21 protein-coding genes are annotated in these 19,102 nt (G+C 56.1%); 18 read left to right on the top strand and 3 right to left on the bottom strand.

Annotated features, from left to right (window positions below; translation table 11 throughout):
• Positions 1-13: 13 nt before the first annotated feature.
• Together ACT3T7_RS06265 and ACT3T7_RS06270 are read right to left on the bottom strand one after the other, a co-directional pair.
• Positions 14-970, bottom strand: a complete 957-nt coding sequence (locus ACT3T7_RS06265) for a DUF1853 family protein (protein WP_444630429.1) — start codon at positions 968-970, stop codon at positions 14-16.
• 171 nt (positions 971-1,141) lie between these two features.
• On the bottom strand, positions 1,142-1,618 hold the full coding sequence (locus ACT3T7_RS06270) for a PepSY domain-containing protein (protein WP_444630391.1): 477 nt from the start codon (positions 1,616-1,618) through the stop codon (positions 1,142-1,144).
• Between the two features lie 228 nt (positions 1,619-1,846).
• Here ACT3T7_RS06270 and ACT3T7_RS06275 point away from each other — a divergent pair, with 228 nt between their 5' ends.
• The 15 genes from ACT3T7_RS06275 to ACT3T7_RS06345 all read left to right on the top strand — a co-directional run bounded on the left by ACT3T7_RS06275 (position 1,847) and on the right by ACT3T7_RS06345 (position 16,364).
• Positions 1,847-2,167, top strand: a complete 321-nt coding sequence (locus tag ACT3T7_RS06275; RefSeq protein WP_444630430.1) for a PepSY domain-containing protein — start codon at positions 1,847-1,849, stop codon at positions 2,165-2,167.
• Positions 2,164-2,838 carry a response regulator transcription factor gene (locus ACT3T7_RS06280; protein WP_444630392.1) on the top strand — a complete coding sequence of 225 codons (675 nt, stop codon included), beginning with the start codon at positions 2,164-2,166 and terminating at the stop codon, positions 2,836-2,838. Before ACT3T7_RS06275 ends, ACT3T7_RS06280 begins: the two co-directional genes overlap by 4 nt.
• Entirely contained in the window at positions 2,835-4,202 is a 1,368-nt protein-coding gene (locus ACT3T7_RS06285; protein ID WP_444630393.1) for a sensor histidine kinase, read from the top strand. Before ACT3T7_RS06280 ends, ACT3T7_RS06285 begins: the two co-directional genes overlap by 4 nt.
• A gap of 15 nt (positions 4,203-4,217) precedes the next feature.
• On the top strand, positions 4,218-6,137 hold the full coding sequence (locus tag ACT3T7_RS06290) for an alkaline phosphatase D family protein (protein WP_444630394.1): 1,920 nt from the start codon (positions 4,218-4,220) through the stop codon (positions 6,135-6,137).
• 240 nt (positions 6,138-6,377) lie between these two features.
• The gene (locus tag ACT3T7_RS06295; protein ID WP_319643844.1) at positions 6,378-6,674 is read left to right on the top strand and encodes a YtcA family lipoprotein; all 297 of its coding nucleotides are present in this window, start codon (positions 6,378-6,380) and stop codon (positions 6,672-6,674) included.
• A 3-nt stretch (positions 6,675-6,677) separates the two neighbouring features.
• Positions 6,678-7,727, top strand: a complete 1,050-nt coding sequence (gene mdtN / locus ACT3T7_RS06300; protein WP_441678180.1) for a multidrug transporter subunit MdtN — start codon at positions 6,678-6,680, stop codon at positions 7,725-7,727.
• Positions 7,717-9,621 carry an FUSC family protein gene (locus tag ACT3T7_RS06305; RefSeq protein ID WP_441678182.1) on the top strand — a complete coding sequence of 635 codons (1,905 nt, stop codon included), beginning with the start codon at positions 7,717-7,719 and terminating at the stop codon, positions 9,619-9,621. The genes mdtN and ACT3T7_RS06305 overlap by 11 nt, the downstream gene beginning before the upstream one ends.
• A 166-nt stretch (positions 9,622-9,787) precedes the next feature.
• Positions 9,788-11,140 carry a TolC family protein gene (locus ACT3T7_RS06310; RefSeq protein ID WP_444630395.1) on the top strand — a complete coding sequence of 451 codons (1,353 nt, stop codon included), beginning with the start codon at positions 9,788-9,790 and terminating at the stop codon, positions 11,138-11,140.
• Between the two features lie 162 nt (positions 11,141-11,302).
• A complete protein-coding gene (locus ACT3T7_RS06315) occupies positions 11,303-11,497 on the top strand; it encodes a hypothetical protein (protein WP_253927011.1) in 195 nt (64 codons plus the stop codon).
• Positions 11,498-11,597: 100 nt separating this feature from the next.
• Entirely contained in the window at positions 11,598-12,563 is a 966-nt protein-coding gene (phnD, locus tag ACT3T7_RS06320) for a phosphate/phosphite/phosphonate ABC transporter substrate-binding protein (protein ID WP_172117627.1), read from the top strand.
• 79 nt (positions 12,564-12,642) lie between these two features.
• Complete coding sequence (gene phnC, locus ACT3T7_RS06325) at positions 12,643-13,479, top strand: phosphonate ABC transporter ATP-binding protein (RefSeq protein ID WP_444627946.1); 837 nt, start codon at positions 12,643-12,645, stop codon at positions 13,477-13,479.
• Positions 13,476-14,312: a phosphonate ABC transporter, permease protein PhnE gene (gene phnE, locus ACT3T7_RS06330; protein ID WP_172117625.1), complete on the top strand. Its 837-nt coding sequence runs from the start codon at positions 13,476-13,478 to the stop codon at positions 14,310-14,312. The genes phnC and phnE (ACT3T7_RS06330) overlap by 4 nt, the downstream gene beginning before the upstream one ends.
• 16 nt (positions 14,313-14,328) lie before the next feature.
• Complete coding sequence (phnE, locus tag ACT3T7_RS06335) at positions 14,329-15,144, top strand: phosphonate ABC transporter, permease protein PhnE (protein WP_444630396.1); 816 nt, start codon at positions 14,329-14,331, stop codon at positions 15,142-15,144.
• A gap of 37 nt (positions 15,145-15,181) precedes the next feature.
• On the top strand, positions 15,182-15,811 hold the full coding sequence (locus tag ACT3T7_RS06340) for a histidine phosphatase family protein (RefSeq protein WP_444630397.1): 630 nt from the start codon (positions 15,182-15,184) through the stop codon (positions 15,809-15,811).
• A gap of 64 nt (positions 15,812-15,875) precedes the next feature.
• Positions 15,876-16,364, top strand: a complete 489-nt coding sequence (locus ACT3T7_RS06345) for a C40 family peptidase (RefSeq protein WP_444630398.1) — start codon at positions 15,876-15,878, stop codon at positions 16,362-16,364.
• 174 nt (positions 16,365-16,538) lie between these two features.
• Here ACT3T7_RS06345 and ACT3T7_RS06350 read toward each other — a convergent pair whose 3' ends face one another.
• A complete protein-coding gene (locus ACT3T7_RS06350; RefSeq protein ID WP_444630399.1) occupies positions 16,539-17,129 on the bottom strand; it encodes a putative metalloprotease CJM1_0395 family protein in 591 nt (196 codons plus the stop codon).
• Positions 17,130-17,255: 126 nt separating this feature from the next.
• On the opposite strand from ACT3T7_RS06350, the gene ACT3T7_RS06355 reads away from it, so the two are divergent.
• The 3 genes from ACT3T7_RS06355 (at position 17,256) to ACT3T7_RS06365 (ending at position 19,096) form a co-directional block, all read left to right on the top strand.
• A complete protein-coding gene (locus tag ACT3T7_RS06355) occupies positions 17,256-17,483 on the top strand; it encodes a DUF2835 family protein (protein ID WP_087108764.1) in 228 nt (75 codons plus the stop codon).
• A gap of 235 nt (positions 17,484-17,718) precedes the next feature.
• Complete coding sequence (locus tag ACT3T7_RS06360) at positions 17,719-18,297, top strand: antibiotic biosynthesis monooxygenase (RefSeq protein ID WP_172117621.1); 579 nt, start codon at positions 17,719-17,721, stop codon at positions 18,295-18,297.
• A 127-nt stretch (positions 18,298-18,424) separates the two neighbouring features.
• Positions 18,425-19,096 carry a glutathione S-transferase gene (locus tag ACT3T7_RS06365; protein WP_444630400.1) on the top strand — a complete coding sequence of 224 codons (672 nt, stop codon included), beginning with the start codon at positions 18,425-18,427 and terminating at the stop codon, positions 19,094-19,096.
• Positions 19,097-19,102: the final 6 nt, after the last annotated feature.

Below are 19,102 nucleotides of genomic sequence, written 5' to 3' on the forward strand. Positions count from 1 at the left end.
TTTTATGAGTGCGCTACTTTGCCTTGGGGGCGATGGGCACTTGGCGGGGCCAGTCGTTGGGCACAATAAATACCCGCTCAATGCGCTGCTGGTGGGGCAGGTAGAGCATTATTTGCTGGGGCCCGTACTGTTCGATGAGTCGCTCAATGCCAGGTATCACGGCGGCCACTGGTTGAAAATCTTCCGCTCTGGGCGGCGCTAGCCAGTGCGGTTTTCGTAACCAGACTATGCGTAACGACGCACCCAGGCTATCGCGCAGCGCAGGCCAGTCACGCAAAAAACACCACCTGCCGCGGTGATGGCCCGGCGTAGCATGTTGGGGGGAAGGCAGCGCCGTATGCCACGGGTAAAACAAGACGCCCGGCATGGCGAGGCGATGAGTAAGAAGCTCTCCTACCGTGGACGAGCAGGTGGCGATGTCGCGGGGGGTTAGCCAGTGAGCCAGCGTGGCCAGTGCCCCGGGCGTTATGGAGCGCGGCAACTGGTGCTGGCATAAATGAGCGCATTTTAGCGCTAGGCTATCCAGCCCACCAGGACCGATCCAGCGGCTTGGGCTGTCGGCCGGGCCGGGGCCTTCAGGCAGGCCCAAATAAAACTTGATCGCCACTTCCAGATGCACGGGCGCCGGGTTATCGCGGGTGCGGTAAAGCATATCCAGCTCGCCAAGCGTCGTGCGCTTTTTAAAGATGCGCACATTTTTGGCGAGTAGCCGCGTATTAGGCGCGTTATCCAGCAGGAGATGCCACAGCCGCTCGTGGTAGTGCCCCATGCGGCCTGTCTGTTGGCGGTTAACGCCTGCGAGTAGCGGCGTTATTTGCTGTAGCCAGTCAGCAGTGCCTGCGGCCAGGCCCAACTCCTGACACGTCGGGCGGCCACCGTTTGGCATGGGCGGCGGGAGCGTGACCAGGTCGGGCGCTGTTATCAGCCACGCCAAATCATGCGCTATTTGGGCCACCCCCGGCGCTATCATCTCTTCGCTTTTCTCAGCACGATGCCTTCTTGCTTCCACGTTATCAGTTCCACGATGTTCTCCCCTTGGCATCACTGTCGCTAGGTAGTGGTAAAAACACAAGCGGGCCCCGTAGGGCCCGCACCGTGTGGTAACACTTAGCCAGTGATAGGGTGCTACCGCTAGCAGCCATTAATCACGGTCAATTTCAGTAATCTCGTAAGAGCCTTGACGCAGGCTTATTTCCAGCTCGCGGCCATTCTCATCCCGGCCTTCGATATCAATAATGCCGCCCTTATCGATGTCGATATCCTCAAACTCGCTCATACCCTCTTTTCGTGCTACTTCCAGCGCCTGGCGTACGTCCTCTTCGCTCATTCCCCACGCACCGGTAATTAAGCGTTTACGCTCTTCTTTCAGGGTTTCGCCGTTACCCAGAGAAAATTCAACGTCGGCGTACCACTCATCATCCAGCCAGCCTTCTACTTCTGCGCGTCCACGGCTTTTAATGCTGATCTCTTCATAATGGGTGAATCCATAATCGACGGCAGGTACCAGCACCTCGTCAACCCGATCCATGGACAGCGCGTCTGCTTGAGCGCTGCTTGCGGCGGCGGTAAGAAGCAGAGCAGAGGCGGGGATCAACAGCATTTTTTGCATGACGTTCATATCAAATTCCTTCTTTGCTTAATGAATGGCATTGCCTGATGAATGTGGTCTGATACAGATCACTCAGCGAATGCGACAGAGGATTTATAGCACTGCGGTTATTTCCCCAAGCTGAACAATCCATTCATCTAGCGTTCATGTTGCTTCTGGCATTCTAGTCCAATGAAGTCACTCCGCCATCGATTCAAGCACCGACTCTTTTATTGCTTCCTCTCCTCTGCCAAGTGGATGGGCGGGGCGCTGCTGGCTGCCATATTGATAGGCAGCGCTGTAGGTGACCAGCACTGGGAAACACTGCACAGTGAAGTGCGCCGTGGGGAGGTGGCGTCCTTGGAAACCATTTTAGACTGGCTGGAAGCGAACTATCTGGGAGACGTGCTGGAAGTGGAGGTAGAGCGCGAGCAGGGTCTGGTAGAGTATGAAATCAAGCTGCTGGGCCCACAAGGTCAAGTGGTTGAGTTTGAATTTGATGGTCACAATGGTCAGTTAATGAAAATAGAGGGTGTGCGTATCAATGAGATGCGCCGCCCACAAGGTATGACGCCATGAAGTGTTTGCTGGTAGAGGATGATCAGGCGATTGCCCGCGAGCTGAGCCAAGCGCTGCGTGACGGTGACTGGGTCGTTGAGCATGCCGAAAATGGCCAGGAGGCCGACTTTCTGGTACGTACCGAAACCTACGATACGGTAATACTTGATGTAGGTTTGCCCGACGGTGACGGCACGCGTTGGCTGGCTGCCTGGCGTGAAGACGGCATTGATCTGCCTGTGCTGATTCTGACCGCTCGAGAGCGTTGGGCGGATAAAGCGGCGGGCTTTACCGCAGGTGCTGATGACTACGTTACCAAGCCTTTCGAGCCGGGTGAGGTGTTGTTTCGGCTACGGGCACTGGTGCGGCGTACCCACGGCCATGCTCATCCGGTACTCAAAGTGGGCGAGCTTAGCCTCGATACCCATACCCAGCACGTTGCCTTGGCAGGCCGCCCGGTAAGTTTGACTGCCCAGGAGACACGCTTGCTTAGCTACCTGATGCACGCCGCGCCTCGGGTTGTCAGTCGAAGCGAGCTTTCTGAACACGTTTACGACCGCGACCATGAGCCCGACTCAAACGTGATTGATGTGCAAATCAGCCGACTACGTCGCAAGCTGGGGGCCTGGCGGTTTGCCACCCTGCGTGGGCAGGGTTACCGGCTCTTGGCCGAAGTGCCCGGCGGCGAATGAGCAAGGTAACGCCTACTTGGCGAACGCGCTGGGCAGGCCGCTCGATTAGCCTTCGCTTGCTGCTGGCCGTTTTAGTCATGATCGGGGTGGCCTTGCCGCTTGCTGGAATGCTGCTCTCGCATCATTACCGAAACGCGGCGACCGAGGCGTTTGATGAACGCCTTGAAGCAACGCTGAACGTGATTATTGCAGGCGTTTCCGTTGACCCGCTAAGTGAGCAGTTGCGCTATGACCGCGCTCTTGGGGACCCACTTTTTGACCAGGTCTTCTCGGGCTGGTACTGGCAAATTACCGATCAACAAACGCACACGATCACCTCGCGCTCGCTGTGGGATCAACGCCTGCCGGTCACCGATAATGAAGAGGTGAGCGCGCGCTCGTTGCCCGGCCCACGTGGGCAATCACTGCGTACCGTCGAGCGAGATATTTACCTGGCCCCTTTAGAAGCCCCTTTGCATATTAGCGTAGCGGCCCGCGATGATGAGCTGAAGGCCGATATACGCGAGTTCCAGCGCTTGCTCTGGCTGGGCCTGGTCAGTCTTGGAGTATTGCTGTTAGGCGTGCTGGGCCTACAGGTGCGCTGGGGGCTTGCGCCGCTGCGGCGTATGCAGGCCAACTTAAAAGACGTTGAGCAAGGGCGCGCAGCAGCGATGACAACAGACCTGCCTAATGAGCTTGCTACGCTTGCGGCTTCCATGAACGCCGTACTGGCCCGCGACCAGCGCTTGATTGAGCGTGGCCGTCATACAGCAGGTAATTTGGCCCATGCCCTGAAAACCCCCTTAAGCGTTATGCGCTTGCTGGTCCACCAGCTGCCAGACGCGCATCGCGCCGCCTGGGAAGCCGAGTTAACCCGAATGGACAGTGCCGTTCGCCATCACCTGGCACGGGCCTCTGCTGCGGGGGACGGTGGCCGCTTTGCACCGATTTCGCTGCACGATACGCTATCGCCGCTGCTCAGCGGGCTGGGTCGGCTGGCTCAGCGTCGCTCGCTTACCCTGCATCAAATCTGGGAAAATCACCCGCGTGTGCACTTGGATGCCCAGGATATTCAGGAGCTTATCGGCAACGTACTGGATAATGCGCTGCGCTGGGCAAGCCATGAAGTGACGTTTAGAGTGTGGGTTGTCGACCAGACACTTTGGTTGAGCGTCAGTGATGATGGCCCTGGAATGACGCAGCAAGAGAGCCAGGAGGCACTTGAGCGCGGCAAGCGCCTGGATGAACAGCGCTCCCAAAGTGGCTTGGGCCTTGCCATCGTAGCGGACCTGGTCACGCTCTATCATGGCCAAATGCGCCTTCAGCGCGCAGAGGCTGGGGGGCTTGAGGTTATTGTCGAACTACCGGTGGTGGCGCATGGCTAAAAGAGAGCAAATGCAATGACAATGGATGATGCGTTGCCGGATGTATTGGTCGGCCCGCTATTGCGCCGTATTAGCCCCACACGCCTGGTGTTGTGGTTAGTGGCAACGCGCCCGCTTGATATGTCGCTGGTGCTTTTCCCGGGCGGCAGCAATGAGCAGCGCTTCCACTTAAATGATCATCACCAGTGCCTGCCTATCGGTCGGCACGCGTTTATTCACTTGATTGACCTGCGCTTGCCGCACGCGCTACCCACTGATGAACGCATCGAATACGATCTGCGACTTCAAGCGGCGACGGGGGAGTGGCAGGCGCTGCCCGAGTGGGCGCCCTGGTTATGCCATGAAGGCGCTGCTTATCCTGCCTTTGTCATTGCCTCACGCCATCACCGGTTAATGCACGGTTCGTGCCGTAAGCCTCACCATGCGAGCGCCGATGGGTTAGTGCGCGGCGACAGCTGGCTGGCGGACAAGCAGCAAGCGCCGAAAGAGTGGCCAGCATGGTTATTAATGACCGGCGACCAGGTGTATGTGGATGATGTCGCAGGCCCCATGCTGCGTGCGGTGCATGCACTTATTGAACGCCTGGGGCTAGTCGATGAGCGGCTGGAAGGCGCCACGGTGGAGGATAGCCAGGCGCTTTATGCCTCGCCTGATAGCTATTACCAGCGCGAGTCGCTGCTGCCTGATGTCACCAGCAACGTGGCGCTGCGCGAGCGATTTTTCGGCGGCGTTAAAAAGCCGGTGTTTACCTCGGCGAACGCCTCCAATCATCTAATGACACTGGCGGAAATGCTCGCCATGTACTGTTTAGTGTGGTCACCGGTTGCTTGGCAAATGATTGCCCCGGAGATGCCTGCCCTTAACGATAAAGCAGCCCAACGTTATCGCCAGGAGCAGGCGGCTTTGGATGATTTTGTGGCCGGGTTACCGCAGTGCGCTCGGTTAATGGCGCATTTGCCCAGCTTGATGATCTTTGACGACCACGATGTTACCGACGACTGGAACCTGACCGCCGATTGGGAGCGCTGTGCGTATGGCCATCCGTTCTCAAAGCGCATTATTGGTAATGCGCTGGTGGCCTATTTGCTCTGCCAGGGGTGGGGCAATGCACCGGATAAGCTTAACCCGCTGGTCGAACAGGCGGCCGAATTGTTCCGTGAGCCAGCGCCGCTTTCGTGCGCCAGGCAGGATGCATTGATCGAACGGCTACTGCGTTTTCAAGGGTGGGAGTTTCAGGTGCCCGGTACGCCTGCGCTGATTGTTTTGGATACCCGTACCCGCCGCTGGCGTAGCGAGCGTAGCCCCAAACAGCCGTCCGGCTTAATGGATTGGGAAGCGCTGATGGAAATGCAGCAGGCGCTATTGGGTTGCAAAAGCGCTGTCATCGTCTCGCCAGCTCCCATGTTTGGGGTAAAGCTGATTGAAGGCGTTCAGAAGATGTTCACCTGGGCGGGCAAGCCGCTGGTGGTGGATGCCGAGAACTGGATGGCCCACCGTGGCGCCGCCAATACATTGCTGCAAATCTGGCGTCATTCCAAAACGCCGGGCAATTACGTGATTCTCTCTGGCGATGTGCACTACTCGTTTGCTTACGACATTATTGTGCGTCGCCAAAAGCGTGCGCCACATTTATGGCAGGTGACCTCCAGCGGCATCAAGAACACTTTCCCCGTGCAGTTGCTAAATACCTTTGATCGGCTTAACCGATGGCTCTACGCGCCCTGGTCGCCGCTTAACTGGTTTACCAAACGTCGCAAGCTGAGTATCCACCCGCGTGACCCCAGCGGGGCAAGCGCGGGCGAGCGGCTTTGGAACGCCAGCGGTATAGGCCTTGTAACGCTGGATATTGAGGGCCGCCCTGTGGATATTCGCCAGTTGGACGCCAACGGCAATGACGTTGTCTTTCCCCCGCCCGCTGACCTTCCCTTTATCTGATGACATGTATCTGACGTCAGTGCATGGCAAACAACAGGGCTGTTCGCTGGAATAGCGTGTAGCGCGGGCGGCGGCATAGACAGCCGCGAACCGCGCATGCCATAGTAAGCATGCTTAGGGGACGGCATGCACCAGGTGCATCGCCTCATCAAGATCGAACAAAAGTAAAAGGCCCTGTTGGGCACTATTTTGATAGGGGCAGATTTGATAGGGGCAGACTGCAATGAATAGGAGGCTCTGGTGCTGAGAGCAGGCGCCGCCAGGAAAGAACGGCTGCTGAAAAGAACCTTTCTGGCGATCCTTTTGTTGATGGCAGCCACTCCGGCCTTGTCAGCCGCTCCGGCTGTCGGCATGTTTGGTAGCTTCTTTCCTTACTGGCTAATCTCGCTGTTTATCGGTGTGGTGGCAACGATTTTTATCCGTGTCATTTTCGTGGTGACGAAGCTTGATGACATCATTCCGTGGCGTGTCTTGGTATATCTGTCTCTGACGCTGGCCATGACGCTGTTATCTTCTCATCTTTTTTTTGGACGCTGAATCATGAAAGGTCATGCTTCCAAGCGGGTAGCATCCATTGTCGGAGCCGTGATCGCCATTGCCATCATTGCGGGCGCTGCTGTTCTGGCTTACCACAGCTACGAGAATGCGCGCGCTAATCCGCTGTCAGATGATGCCACTCTGAGGGCCGATATTGTCCACATTGCTCCGTCGGTCGCGGGCCGCATCGTGGCCTTGCATGTTGAGGAAAACGACTTTGTCCGCAAGGGCGATCTGTTGCTGGAAATTGATGACACTGCCTATCGGCTGGCCCTGAAACAGACACAGGCCGACCTGGCCATGGCAACGGCGGCCAGTGGTGATCAGTCTCGCACTATCCGCGCGGAGCAGGCCAATGCAGAAATTGCCGAGGCCCAAATCAATCGAGCCACAACAAACCTGGCGCTGGCGAACCAGACCCTTGATCGCCTGCTGCCGATGGAGTCCAAGGGGTATGTTTCTCAGCAGCAGATCCACGACGCGCGCACTGTTAAACGCAATGCCGAAATCAGCTTGCAGGAAGCGATTCAGCAGCGTCAGGCCGCTGAGGCGCTGGTGGGTAATGATGAAGCAACCCTGGCGTTGATTGAAGCGCGCCGGGCCGCTCAGGACATTGCCCAGCATGAGCTGGACGGCACTCGGGTCTATGCGCCTGCCGACGGTCGGGTTGTCGGAGTGACCGTTTCTGTGGGTGACTACGCGCTGCCTGCCCAGTCCCAGTTCAATCTGGTCAAGACGGACACTTGGTATGCTTCGGCCAACTTCACCGAAACCATGCTGGGCAATATCGCTGTCGGTGACTGCGCCACGGTATATGCGCTGGCTAACCGCGACCGTGCCATTAAAGGCACGGTGGTGGGGATAGGTTGGGGCGTGGCCTCGAAGGACCTGATCGACCTGCCGTTATCGCTGCCGATTGTGCCGAAATCTCTTGATTGGGTGAGAGTTCAGCAGCGCTTTCCCGTCCGCATTCGACTGGATGACCCGCCGGCGGAATTGATGCGTGTTGGCGCATCGGCGGTGGCAACGGTTCACCACCACGATGGCTGCTGAATCTCCGTGGGGGAAAATCGCCCGCCAGGCGTGGGCGGATATCCAGCCCTTTCCCGGAAGGATGGGCCTGACTTGGCGCGTGGCGCTACTGTGTGCTCTGGTGTCTGCAACGGCCATGCTGCTGAAAATACCTGAGGCCGCGATTAGCTGCTATCTGATCATTTTTCTGTCCAAGCAGGATGCCGTCAAGAACTGCATTATGGCTTTGGGCGTCATTTTGATGGCGTCTACCGTGGTGGTGCTGATGATTCCGATCATCAACGTTAGCATCGACAGCCCTGCCATGCGCCTAGCGGTCATGTTTTTCGCCTCGTATATTTTCCTGTTCCTCAGCTCAGCGACTCCGCTGGGCGAGCAGGCGGCCATTGTTGGCTTGGTGATCGCCTTTATCATGACGCTGGTGACCATGGTGCCGGTTGGTGAGGTCGCTGACAAAGGCTTGCTGATGGCATGGAAAATGGCCTGCATGCCGATGTTTTTGATGATCCTTTTTAACCTGCTGTTCGGCACCCCTTCGCAAACACTGGTGCGTAACCGGATTGTCGAAAGACTGCGCTGTGCGGCAGACCGCATCGAGATACAGCAAGCATCCACAGCTTTTAACACCCTGGTGAGTGAAGGTAATGATGACTCGTTGCAGCAAATGCAGCTCGTCAAGTTACTGCACCTGATATCGACGGCACGCTCTCGCTGGCTCAGCGGAGCCACTGAGACAAGTTATCGCATCCTGATTATCGCGGAGGCCCTGCCTGAAAGCCTGAGTCGTGCAGCAAGGAGTGACCTGGCGGTTGAGTTACGCCAAGCGGCGGATGCTATCGCCAATGATACGTGCCCAGTGCTACAGGTGGCGCCGGAGGCGACAGAAACCGGCTTACAGCCGCTTTATATCGCCTTACAGGGTTTGTCACAGCCGGATGGAGGCGCTGCACAGCCACCGCGTCCGAGAAAAATACCTTTGCTGGCTGCCGATGCGTTTTCCAATCCGATACATCAGCGCTATGCGCTAAAGACATCCGCCGCGGCGGTGCTCTGCTATTTGATTTACACCGGCATGCAGTGGGATGGCATTCATACGGCGATGATCACCTGTTATGTGGCCGCGCTCGGCACTACAGGGGAAACACTGCGCAAGCTGACGTTGCGGATCGTCGGTTGTCTGATTGGCGCAGCGATGGGGATCTTTTCGTTAGCCTTCATCATGCCGCACCTGAGCTCCGTCGGTGGCCTGATGGGGCTGGTGTTCTTTGGCGTGCTGATCGGTGCCTGGGTGTCATCAGGTACTGAGCGGATCTATTATGCCGGCGTGCAGATCGCCTTGGCTTTCTTGCTGACCACTCTCAACGGGTTTGGCCCCAGCTTTGATATCTCCCAGGCCAGCAACCGTATCTACGGCATCCTGCTGGGTATTTTTGTCATCTATGTGATTTTTACCCAGTTCTGGCCGCGTAGCGTCATCAATCAAGTGGCACGGCAGCTCAACGATGCGTTGGATGCCTTGAGCGATCTCAGTACGCTTTCCAGGCAGGATCAACAGTTGCGCACCCAGGCGGCATCTACTGCATATTTTGCACTGGGCCAGGCCGAAGAGCTGCTCGATATGGTGCCTTTCGAGCCGTCGCGTCTGCGTGCCAGTGCTGATGAGCTGAAGCGCGTGGAGAGAATTGTTGAAGAGCTCAATGACCTCACCGGCCAGCTTTACATGGCAGAACAGGATGACGGCACTATCAAAGAGCGCCTGCAGCGACTCAAGTCACAGCTGGTCACTGAGCTTGAAAACCGACGTAACAGGGCGTCTTCGACTTACGAGGGCTCTCCCCTCGACGACGGCGCGTATAGTGATATAGAACGGCAACTCACTCGGATAGAGCGGATTGTGCATGTTGAGAAAAGCTAGCGTGTTCAGATTAGCCAAGCTCAGAACCTGTATTGCTCTGGGCGTTGTTCTTGGCACTATAGGGGGCCTGCAGGGCTGTGCAACGGATGCGCTGAAGAATACTTCCGCCTCCCCCAGCACACCCTGGGTGCCTCAAGGTCAGTCCGTGCTACCTGGCGATTTTTCCGTGTCAGGTTCAGCTGATATCGGCTTGCTGCCAGACCCGGTGTCACAGGATCTACAGTCGGACAAGGTTTATCAGTTACCCGAACTGATAGACTTTGCGCAACGCCATAACCCGTCAACCCGAATTGCCTGGGAACAGGCGCGCCAGCTGGCGCTGGCCTCTGGAATGGTTGAAGCCACGTTTCTGCCGATCCTGACCGCCAATGTGTTTGCGGGCAGGCAGCAGACCAGCATTCCTTATCGCGGATTGCTGGATGGTGACACTCACCATGTCGATACCACCGTCAGCGGTGTGGCGCCGAACCTTGCTTTGCAGTGGCTAGTGTTTGATTTTGGTCGGCGCGAGGCGCTCAGCGATGCCGCCCGACACAATGCCTATGCGGCCAACGTCAACTTCAATGGTGCCCACCAGGCGGTGATCTACAACGTGACGCGTAGCTATTACCAGTACGGTGCTGCCAAGGACAGGCTGGCGATTGCTGAGGAGGTGCTGGTCAACAACCGCTTGTTGCAGGATGCGGCTGAGTCCCGCTACGCCAATGGCACCGGTACCAGCATCGCTGTTGCTCAAGCCCGTCAGCTTGTCGCCCAATCCAACCTGCGGATGGTGCAGGCACAGAGTATGCTGCGCGATCAGTATCAGGAGTTGCTGAGTGCTCTCGGCGCTTCGCCGACGACCCAGATCGAGGTGGCCGGCGCGACGAATCGCCCGCTACCGGGTATTGACGAGTTGGCATCGGTGGATTCTGCGATTGAGGCGGCACTCAGCAAGCGGCCGGATGTGCTGGCCAGCTATGCTGAGCTGCAAGCTGCCAAAGCGACAGAGCGTGCCGCCGATGCCGACTTCATGCCCCGGGTATTTGTTGCCGCCGCCACGGGAACCAACAAGCAAAATCTGAGCATTGGTCATTTGCCCAGTATTGGCAACCAGACCACAGGCACCGGAGTGTTCCTTGGGGTGACAATGCCTATCTATGATGGCGGCCTTCTTGCCGCCAAACGCCAGCAGGCAGTCTCTGTCACGGCTTCAGCCGAAGCGGCATTCGAGAAAATTCGCAACACGGCGATGCGCGAGATGGTGGTTGCTGCTGATGCACTGCGCTCCTCACTGGCGGCTTTTGACGCCGCTGACGCGTTGACCGAAGCGGCTGCGGTGACTTACGACGCGGCCTTTGATGCTTATCGCAACGGGGTGGGCACTATCACTGAGGCTACTGCGGCGGAGTCCGGTCTTCTGGATGCAAGGTTGGCACGCTCCGAGGCACATGCGGCAAGCCTGATTGCAGCATCGACGCTTGCGTTCACGCTTGGCGCCATGACCTCAAGCACGTCCCCTTTAGAGGCTATTCCCTGACGCTTGTCCGCCCACTACCCTTCACACGTAAGCTATTTTAGCGCGCTAACTGTTGCGTCAGTGTCATAAAAAAAGTCGCACGCTTGCTAACTAGACAGTCCTCGTAAAAAGCCTTTGCAAACTGCCTCTAACACCGTCTCTAATACAAGAGGCATTCAGCCGTTGACCGCCCAGGAAGCTCAATGGCTTAACCGTGTTATTGAATCAGAAGATCTGCACGTGTTGTTTCAACCCATCGCGGATGCCAGCCAGCACTCTATTTACGGCTATGAAGGTCTGATACGTGGGCCTAAAACACCGCCGCTGCGCTTGTTTGATGTGGCCATGCAGGCAGGGCTATTGGTAGAGCTGCATTAAGTGTTTTGAAACCGTCATCAAGTGGTCACTTAAGTGTCGCGGTGTTGTCATCTAGCGTCGGCAGGATGGCGCTATCTTTGAACAACCTTCCAGGTGACGTATGCATGCTGTGACTCTTCCCCGTACTTTGATCAGCGCTGCTGTTGTCAGTGCCTTTGCTCTGGTTGCCGTTAATGCATCGGCAGACCTCTCTGCGCGCTATGTTGATAACGACGGCGACATGGTGGCGGATGCACCCACGGACGAGTCGCAGTGGGTCGACCCCGATACGTTGGTATTTGCTTATACACCGGTTGAAGACCCGGCTGTTTACGCGGATGTTTGGGCCGGTTTTTTGGACCATCTGAGTGAAGCCACAGGCAAAGACGTTCAGTTCTTCCCGGTGCAGTCCAACGCGGCACAGCAAGAAGCGCTGCGCGCTGGCCGCCTGCATGTAGCGGGCTTTAACACCGGTGGTGTTCCGGTTGCCGTGAACTGCGGTGGCTTCCGTCCGTTTGCCATTATGGCAGCAGACGACGGCAGCTATGGCTATGAAATGGAAATCATCACCTATCCAGGTAGCGGTATTGAGTCGGTTGAAGACCTCGAAGGCCGCCAATTGGCGTTTACTTCTGAGACCTCTAACTCAGGCTTCCGGGCACCTTCTGCGCTGCTGCGTTCTGAATATGGCATGGAAGCAGGGGAAGCCTTCGAGACAGCGTTCTCGGGTTCCCACGATAACTCCATTCTGGGCGTTGTGAATCAAGACTACGACGCAGCGGCCATTGCTAACTCCGTTGGCACGCGCATGATTGCCCGGGGCGTAGTTAATGAAGGCGATTACGACATTATCTACACCTCAGAAACCTTCCCCACCACAGCGTACGGTTTGGCGCATAACTTGAAGCCTGAACTGGCTGAACAGATCCAAGACGCGTTCTTCAGCTACGACTGGGAAGGGTCTGCGCTACAGGCTGAGTTTGCCAACTCGGGTGAAGCGCAATTTATGCCGATTACCTATGAAGAGCACTGGTCCGTTATCCGCACGATCGCCGATGCTAACGGTGTGACGTACGAATGTGACTAAGTAAGCCCTTAATTTTGCAGTTACTCGGCCAGAAGGTTAATCCCTTCTGGCCGTTACATTATGTAGATGAGGTAGAGCGATGTTGACACTCAGCGGCGTTACTAAGCGCTATCCAACCGGGGACCGTGCGCTTACCGATATCGAACTTACCCTGCCTAAAGGCCAGGTGATGGCGCTTATCGGCCCCTCTGGTGCGGGTAAAAGCACCCTGATTCGCTGTGTAAATCGCTTGGTAGAGCCTACGGCGGGCAGCATTTGCCTGGAAGGAACAGAGCTTACCAGGCTTTCGGGCAGTGGCCTGCGTAAGGCACGCCGCTCAATGGGCATGATTTTTCAGGAGTATGCGCTGGTTGACCGCCTGACAGTGATGGAAAACGTGCTTTCCGGACGGCTTGGCTACGTGGGCTTCTGGCGTAGCTTTTTGCGTCGCTATCCGCAGGATGCCGTCGCTGAAGCGTTTCGTCTGCTTGAGCGGGTAGGCCTGCCTCACGCTATTGATAAGCGCGCCGATGCGTTGTCCGGTGGCCAACGCCAGCGAGTGGGGATTGCCCGGGCATTGTTACAAAGCCCCAAGCTGTTACTGGTAGATGAGCCAACCGCCAGCCTGGATCCCAAAACCTCACGCCAGATTATGCGCCTGATTCGTGAACTGTGTGCTGAGCGCGAGTTGGCGACGATTATCAATATTCATGATGTCGCGCTCGCTCAGCAGTTTGCGGACCGTATTGTGGGCCTGCGGGCAGGCCAGATCGTGTTTGATGGCCGCCCGGATGAGCTAACCAGCGAAATTCTCACCACCATTTATGGCGAAGAGGATTGGGATACCTCTCCTGAGCCTGCCGATGAGCCTGACAGTGAAGCCGTTTCCTGTGAGCGTCGCTCTATCGCAGTTGAGATGGCTGGGGTAGCGCCATGAGTGAGCAGCGCTCTGCGTATTTTGAAGCCCGCCAACACGCGGCCCGCCAAGGGCATTGGCGTCGGTTACCTCTTGTGCATAGCCAGTGGTTGCGTTGGGCTATTGCCTTGGGTGTGGTGGCTTACCTGGTGTTGGCGCTGGCCTCTGTTGAGGTGAATTGGGCACGTGTGGCGGAAGGCACCAGCCGCGGCCTGCGTTTCATTAGTGCGTTTGCGCAGCCTGATTTTTTCAGCCGTGGTAACGATATTATCAATGGGCTGGTCGAGAGTTTGACCATGACGCTTACCTCCACGGTCATTGGGGTAGCGCTCGCGATTCCCGTGGGACTAGGCGCTGCACGCAACATTGCGCCGCTGCCGATTTATTTCGTGTGCCGTAGCATCATTGCTGTCTCACGTACCTTTCAAGAGATCATTATTGCGATCCTGTTTGTGGTGATGTTTGGCTTTGGCCCGCTGGCGGGGATGATTACGCTGGCGTTTGCGACTATCGGCTTTATGGCCAAGCTGTTGGCCGAAGATGTTGAAGACCTGGACTGGCGCCAGGTAGAGGCGGTGAGAGCGACCGGCGCCAGCTGGTGGCAAACCATGAATCACGCCATTCAGCCCCAGGTCATGCCGCGCTTAATTGGCCTTTCCATGTACCGTTTGGATATCAATTTCCGCGAATCGTCAGTAATCGGCATTGTTGGTGCAGGCGGAATAGGCGCCACGCTGAATACCTCGCTTAGCCGCTATGAGTACGACACGTCAGCCGCCATTCTGCTGATCATCATTGCTATTGTGCTGCTGTGTGAATACAGCTCAAGCCATGTCCGCCGTTGGACGCAGTAATCTCCGGAGAATCTATATGCCTGTTTCAACCTCCCGGCAAGGGATCCCGGTATGGCGGCTACGTACCACGCGTGCTCAGTGGCTGCAATTTAGTGCGTGGCTAGTAGGGATTAGCCTGTTCTTGTTCTGCTGGAAGGTGATTTCCGACAACACCATGTGGGTGTTTGTTGAGGATGCTGGACGCCAGGGCAGTGATCTTTTAAGCCGGATGATGCCCCCCAAATGGGAATACGCCAATGTGCTGTGGAAACCCATGTGGGATACGCTGAACATTGCCACGCTGGGCACCGCCTTGGGGATTGTGATGGCGTTTCCTGTGGCGTTTCTCGCCGCGCGTAACACCACGCCACATCCGCTAGTGCGAAGCCTGGCGTTGATGGTGATCGTGTCGTCACGCTCTATCAACTCGCTGATTTGGGCCATGCTATTGGTAACGATTTTGGGTCCAGGCGTCCTGGCGGGCATTATCGCCATTGCGCTGCGCTCTATTGGGTTTGTGGGCAAGCTTCTTTATGAGGCCATTGAGGAAATTCACCCGACGCCTGTCGAGGCCATTAGCGCAACCGGTGCCAGCCGTTTACAGGTCATGAACTACGGCGTTCTGCCTCAGATCATGCCAGCGTTTGCGGGTATCAGTGTTTACCGGTGGGATATCAATATTCGTGAATCCACCGTGCTTGGCCTGGTGGGCGCTGGGGGGATCGGTCTTCAGTTGAATGCCTCTATCAATATGCTCGCCTGGAATCAGGTCAGCGTTATTTTTGTCATGATCTTCGCCACGGTATTGGTCTCGGAATGGATATCCGCCCGTGTCCGCCACGCGATTATTTAACCCATGGATTGATAAATCGCCAAGCGAGGAGTTCTGAATGCGGTTTCCTGATGCTGATGTCACCACCATTGATTTACTGCGCCATGGCGAACCCGTTGGCGGGCGTATGCTGCGCGGTTCCACTGACCATCCGCTGAGTGAAACCGGCTGGCAGCAGGTAACGGATGCCATCATGCGCCATACCGTTGACGGCAGGCCGCCTTATGATGCGGTGCTTACCTCGCCGCTTATGCGCTGTCGTGAGTTTGCGTTGTGGTTAGGTGAAGAGTTTGAGTTGCCAGTACAGATTGAAGACGACCTCGCCGAATTACACTTGGGACGCTGGGAGGGCAAAACCCACGCTGAGGTGTTTAGCGAGGAGGGCCCCGCGCCGATGAGCGCTTTCTGGAACAGCCCTGAGACTGTATCACCACCGCAGGGCGAGGTGATGGATGTTTTTGATTCACGGCTTGCTGAAGTATGGCAAAACGTGCTGGCAAACCCGCCTGGTAAGCATGTGTTGGTAGTGGCGCATCTGTTTGTTTGCAATGGCCTGCTGCGCCAGGTGCTGGAGCAACCGTTAGGGCGTGTATTGGCGATGGATTTGCCTTACGCTGCGATGAGTCGTGTACGCCACGAACGCCATGCGTTAGGCGAAACCAGCTTTATTGAGTGGATTGGCCGTTAGTTGAACTTGGCGCTGCCCTCCCGTTTGCGCCATGATAAGGGCATTGCCACAAGGAGAGCTGCTAATGCCCATCACGCTGGGAAGGTTTACGTTCGCTTTGATGATGTTAATGTGGCTTTCGGGCTGTGCCAGCCGTGATGTCGCTATCGCACCCCCTTCATCGCCCGCCGAATCCCGCGAAGGGCTCTCCATGGAGCGCGTGCTGATCCTGGCCCATGCTCAGCAGGCCATTGGCACGCCTTACCGCTTTGGCGGCAATACGCCCGACGGCCTCGACTGCTCGGGGCTTGTTGAAATGGCGTATCGCGCGGCCGGTATGCGCGTACCACGCACCGCAGACGCACAGTTCCGTGCGCTACCTTCAGCCAGTACTCCCAAGCCTGGCGACCTGCTCTTCTTTGGAGAGCATAGCAAGGCCACGCATGTAGGCATTTATCGCGGCAACCAGCAGATGATCCATGCACCGGGAAGTGGTCGCGCCGTGGTCAGCGTTCCCTTGGATATCGACTACTGGCAGCAGCGCTTTTTAGGCGCCGCTGCACTTGCACCTTGATACCTTGCCTGCACCTTTAACGCACCTACTTACGTATTACATCCCACCTTATGGGACGTAAGGTCGCTTTTTAATGAGTTCTCTCCAGGCCGAAAAAAGTAGCCCTAATGCTTGGCTTTCGCGATGGCCGTCGCTTACACAACTTCCATAAGTGCTGCGGCTTCGGGGCAGCAGTTAAGCGGCTTGTCCCGAGTCGGCCGCTTCAGGCTCGTTCTGCTCAGGTTCTCTCTGCGCAGATCTTGTGGCGCTCTCTTGCTGGGAAGCCTCAAGGCGGGCTTCCAGCAAGTATTGGCGAGCCTGGGCGGCTACCTGCATGTCTTTTGGCGACGGGTCGGCTGGCGCCAGCGCGGCAGCAATTACCGTCTGCATTTTCTCGATAGTGGCCTGTGGGTCCCCCGGGATAGGGCCGTAATCGATAGGCACTTCACCCGCAACGGCGTACTTCTTTCCATCCGGGCCTATTTCATATTCGTAAGTGGCGCCGCCAGTATAGGCCCCGCCGGTAATCTGGTGAGCCATCTCATGCTGACGAACATTCCGGTCGGTCTGCTTTAACTGCTCAATCAGCTTGATTTCTTCAGGCGCTAGAGGTGTTCCATTGGGGCGCGTAGGGGCAGCCGCCTCATTATCTGTTTTGGCCGTTTCGTCTTCGGAGGTGGAAGGCGCTTTTAGCGTGTCCTCGGTGTCGTCAGTCGACGACCCACGATGGGAGGCCGTGGTATATGCTGCCCCAACCGGGGAAAAAGCACTGATGGTCGCATCCATAAGCAGTTACCGCCGTTTGAGTCATTACGTTATTGTACGGTTGCGTTACTATAGCGCATTCGTAAACCAATAGAAGCGTGCAAGGGCATGTCACTTGCTGGATAACCGTTTTTAACTGATACCGCTATGCCGTCCATTGATGTGATTCTCCATCTTAGCCCCGATGAATGCCTGGCCCATTATGAAGGGCGCGTTGCCAACGTGCGTACCCGCAGCGTGGATGGGCGTTGGGTGGTGTTTCCCTCCGACGCTATTCGACGTGTGGTAGGTAAAAACGGTGTTCATGGCGTTTTCCGGCTGGAGTTCTCAGCGCAAGGGCGCTTTACGAGCATCCATCCGCTCTCCTATCGTTAATGCATAGGCTGCACGCTTAGAGTGCGTAGCCGAAGGCGGAGTGCCAATACGAGCGCTTAAGATGGCTTAACGCCACCTGTTAAATAACCCACATGGCATTGCTATTGTCTATATAATTACGTCATCTCATAAGCGGTATCCCTCGCTTATGCCGTTAACGCGATCAGGCTTATCCGCCGGGTCGTTTACAACCTGCTTACCCAGCATTGGTTGTGGTTATATCAGGAGATATACCATGTCTGCCTCACCTGTCACATTGATGGTAGCTCGGCGCATTGCCAGTGGCCGTTACCATGATTTTAATCGATGGTTGAACGAAGGTCGCGAGCTAGCGGCTGATTTTCCAGGTTATCTGGGCTCAGGAGTGCTTGCGCCACCTGAGCATCACGATGAATATCAGATTATCTTCCGCTTTAGCAGCAGTGAAACGCTCCATGCATGGGAGCACTCGGCTTCACGGCATGCCTGGCTTGTGCGCGGTAAGGGGCTTTATGATGCGCCTCATGAGCACCGTGCCACGGGATTGGATGCCTGGTTTCAAACCGGCTCAGGCAGTGTGCCGCCTCGCTGGAAGCAGGCCGTGGCCGTTTGGTTGGCTTTTTTTCCTATCTCGTTACTCTTTCAGTGGGTATTTGGCGGTATGTTGGCCGATTGGGCACTGATCCCGCGCGTGTTAGTGAGCACTCTGATATTAACGCCAGTGATGGTGTTTGTGTTTATTCCACTCTCCACACGGTTACTGTCGCCTTGGCTGCAAGGGAAATGGTCACCAATGGATAGGTGGATACATGTGCGGCGCATTAATCGAACATAAGGCTTTTTTTACCTGGATATATGTACTCCATGAGGGGCAACGCTGCTACGCTAACTAAGCTTGCAGTAAAAGGACAACTGCTGCAGGCCTAGCGCCTGCGTATTACATCGCCTTCATGGAGTACTTTATGATTCACGTCCATCATTTGGAAAAGTCACGCTCACATAGAATTTTATGGCTTCTCGAAGTGCTTGCGTTGGACTATGACATCCATGTATATCAGCGTGATCGTAAAACTCAGCAGGCGCCTGAAGCACTAAAAAACATTCATCCTTTAGGTAAGTCCCCAGTCATTATGGATGGCGAGTTAGTGATTGCAGAGTCAGGGGCAATCATTGATTACTTAATACACACCTACGGCAACGAGCGCTTGCAACCCTCTGCCGATAATATCGCCGACTGGGTTGATTACCGCTATTGGCTACATTATGCCGAAGGCTCTTTAATGCCACTGCTGGTGATGCAACTGGTGTTTAAAAAGATACCCGCACAGTCTCCCTGGTTAATTAAACCGCTCGCTAAAGGCATTGGCGATAAGGTTAGTCAGCAATTTTTAGCGCCTCAGCTTAAGCAGCATCTGGGCTTTATCGAAGATCATTTAGCGCGTAAAGAGAACTTTGCAGGTGAGTGGCCAAGCGGGGCTGATATTCAAATGAGCTTTCCTCTTCAGGCCATAGCTGCCACCCAAACGCTGACAACGTATCCCGCCATTATGCGGTTTGTGGCGCGTATTGACGCTGACCCTGCCTGGCAGCGTGTGGTCGAGCGCGCAGGCCCGCTCACTATGCCAGGCGAGTAACAGGAC

The organism is Halomonas sp. 111 (assembly GCF_052379685.1).
GTDB lineage: Bacteria > Pseudomonadota > Gammaproteobacteria > Pseudomonadales > Halomonadaceae > Vreelandella > Vreelandella citrativorans.

Coding starts and splice junctions, on each gene's coding strand:
- ACT3T7_RS06265 (WP_444630429.1), bottom strand. CDS start 970: ATGATAGCGCCGGGGGTGGCCCAAATAGCGCATGATTTGGCGTGGCTG.
- ACT3T7_RS06270 (WP_444630391.1), bottom strand. CDS start 1,618: ATGAACGTCATGCAAAAAATGCTGTTGATCCCCGCCTCTGCTCTGCTT.
- ACT3T7_RS06275 (WP_444630430.1), top strand. CDS start 1,847: ATGGGCGGGGCGCTGCTGGCTGCCATATTGATAGGCAGCGCTGTAGGT.
- ACT3T7_RS06280 (WP_444630392.1), top strand. CDS start 2,164: ATGAAGTGTTTGCTGGTAGAGGATGATCAGGCGATTGCCCGCGAGCTG.
- ACT3T7_RS06285 (WP_444630393.1), top strand. CDS start 2,835: ATGAGCAAGGTAACGCCTACTTGGCGAACGCGCTGGGCAGGCCGCTCG.
- ACT3T7_RS06290 (WP_444630394.1), top strand. CDS start 4,218: ATGACAATGGATGATGCGTTGCCGGATGTATTGGTCGGCCCGCTATTG.
- mdtN (WP_441678180.1), top strand. CDS start 6,678: ATGAAAGGTCATGCTTCCAAGCGGGTAGCATCCATTGTCGGAGCCGTG.
- ACT3T7_RS06305 (WP_441678182.1), top strand. CDS start 7,717: ATGGCTGCTGAATCTCCGTGGGGGAAAATCGCCCGCCAGGCGTGGGCG.
- phnD (WP_172117627.1), top strand. CDS start 11,598: ATGCATGCTGTGACTCTTCCCCGTACTTTGATCAGCGCTGCTGTTGTC.
- phnC (WP_444627946.1), top strand. CDS start 12,643: ATGTTGACACTCAGCGGCGTTACTAAGCGCTATCCAACCGGGGACCGT.
- phnE (WP_172117625.1), top strand. CDS start 13,476: ATGAGTGAGCAGCGCTCTGCGTATTTTGAAGCCCGCCAACACGCGGCC.
- phnE (WP_444630396.1), top strand. CDS start 14,329: ATGCCTGTTTCAACCTCCCGGCAAGGGATCCCGGTATGGCGGCTACGT.
- ACT3T7_RS06340 (WP_444630397.1), top strand. CDS start 15,182: ATGCGGTTTCCTGATGCTGATGTCACCACCATTGATTTACTGCGCCAT.
- ACT3T7_RS06345 (WP_444630398.1), top strand. CDS start 15,876: ATGCCCATCACGCTGGGAAGGTTTACGTTCGCTTTGATGATGTTAATG.
- ACT3T7_RS06350 (WP_444630399.1), bottom strand. CDS start 17,129: ATGGATGCGACCATCAGTGCTTTTTCCCCGGTTGGGGCAGCATATACC.
- ACT3T7_RS06355 (WP_087108764.1), top strand. CDS start 17,256: ATGCCGTCCATTGATGTGATTCTCCATCTTAGCCCCGATGAATGCCTG.
- ACT3T7_RS06360 (WP_172117621.1), top strand. CDS start 17,719: ATGTCTGCCTCACCTGTCACATTGATGGTAGCTCGGCGCATTGCCAGT.
- ACT3T7_RS06365 (WP_444630400.1), top strand. CDS start 18,425: ATGATTCACGTCCATCATTTGGAAAAGTCACGCTCACATAGAATTTTA.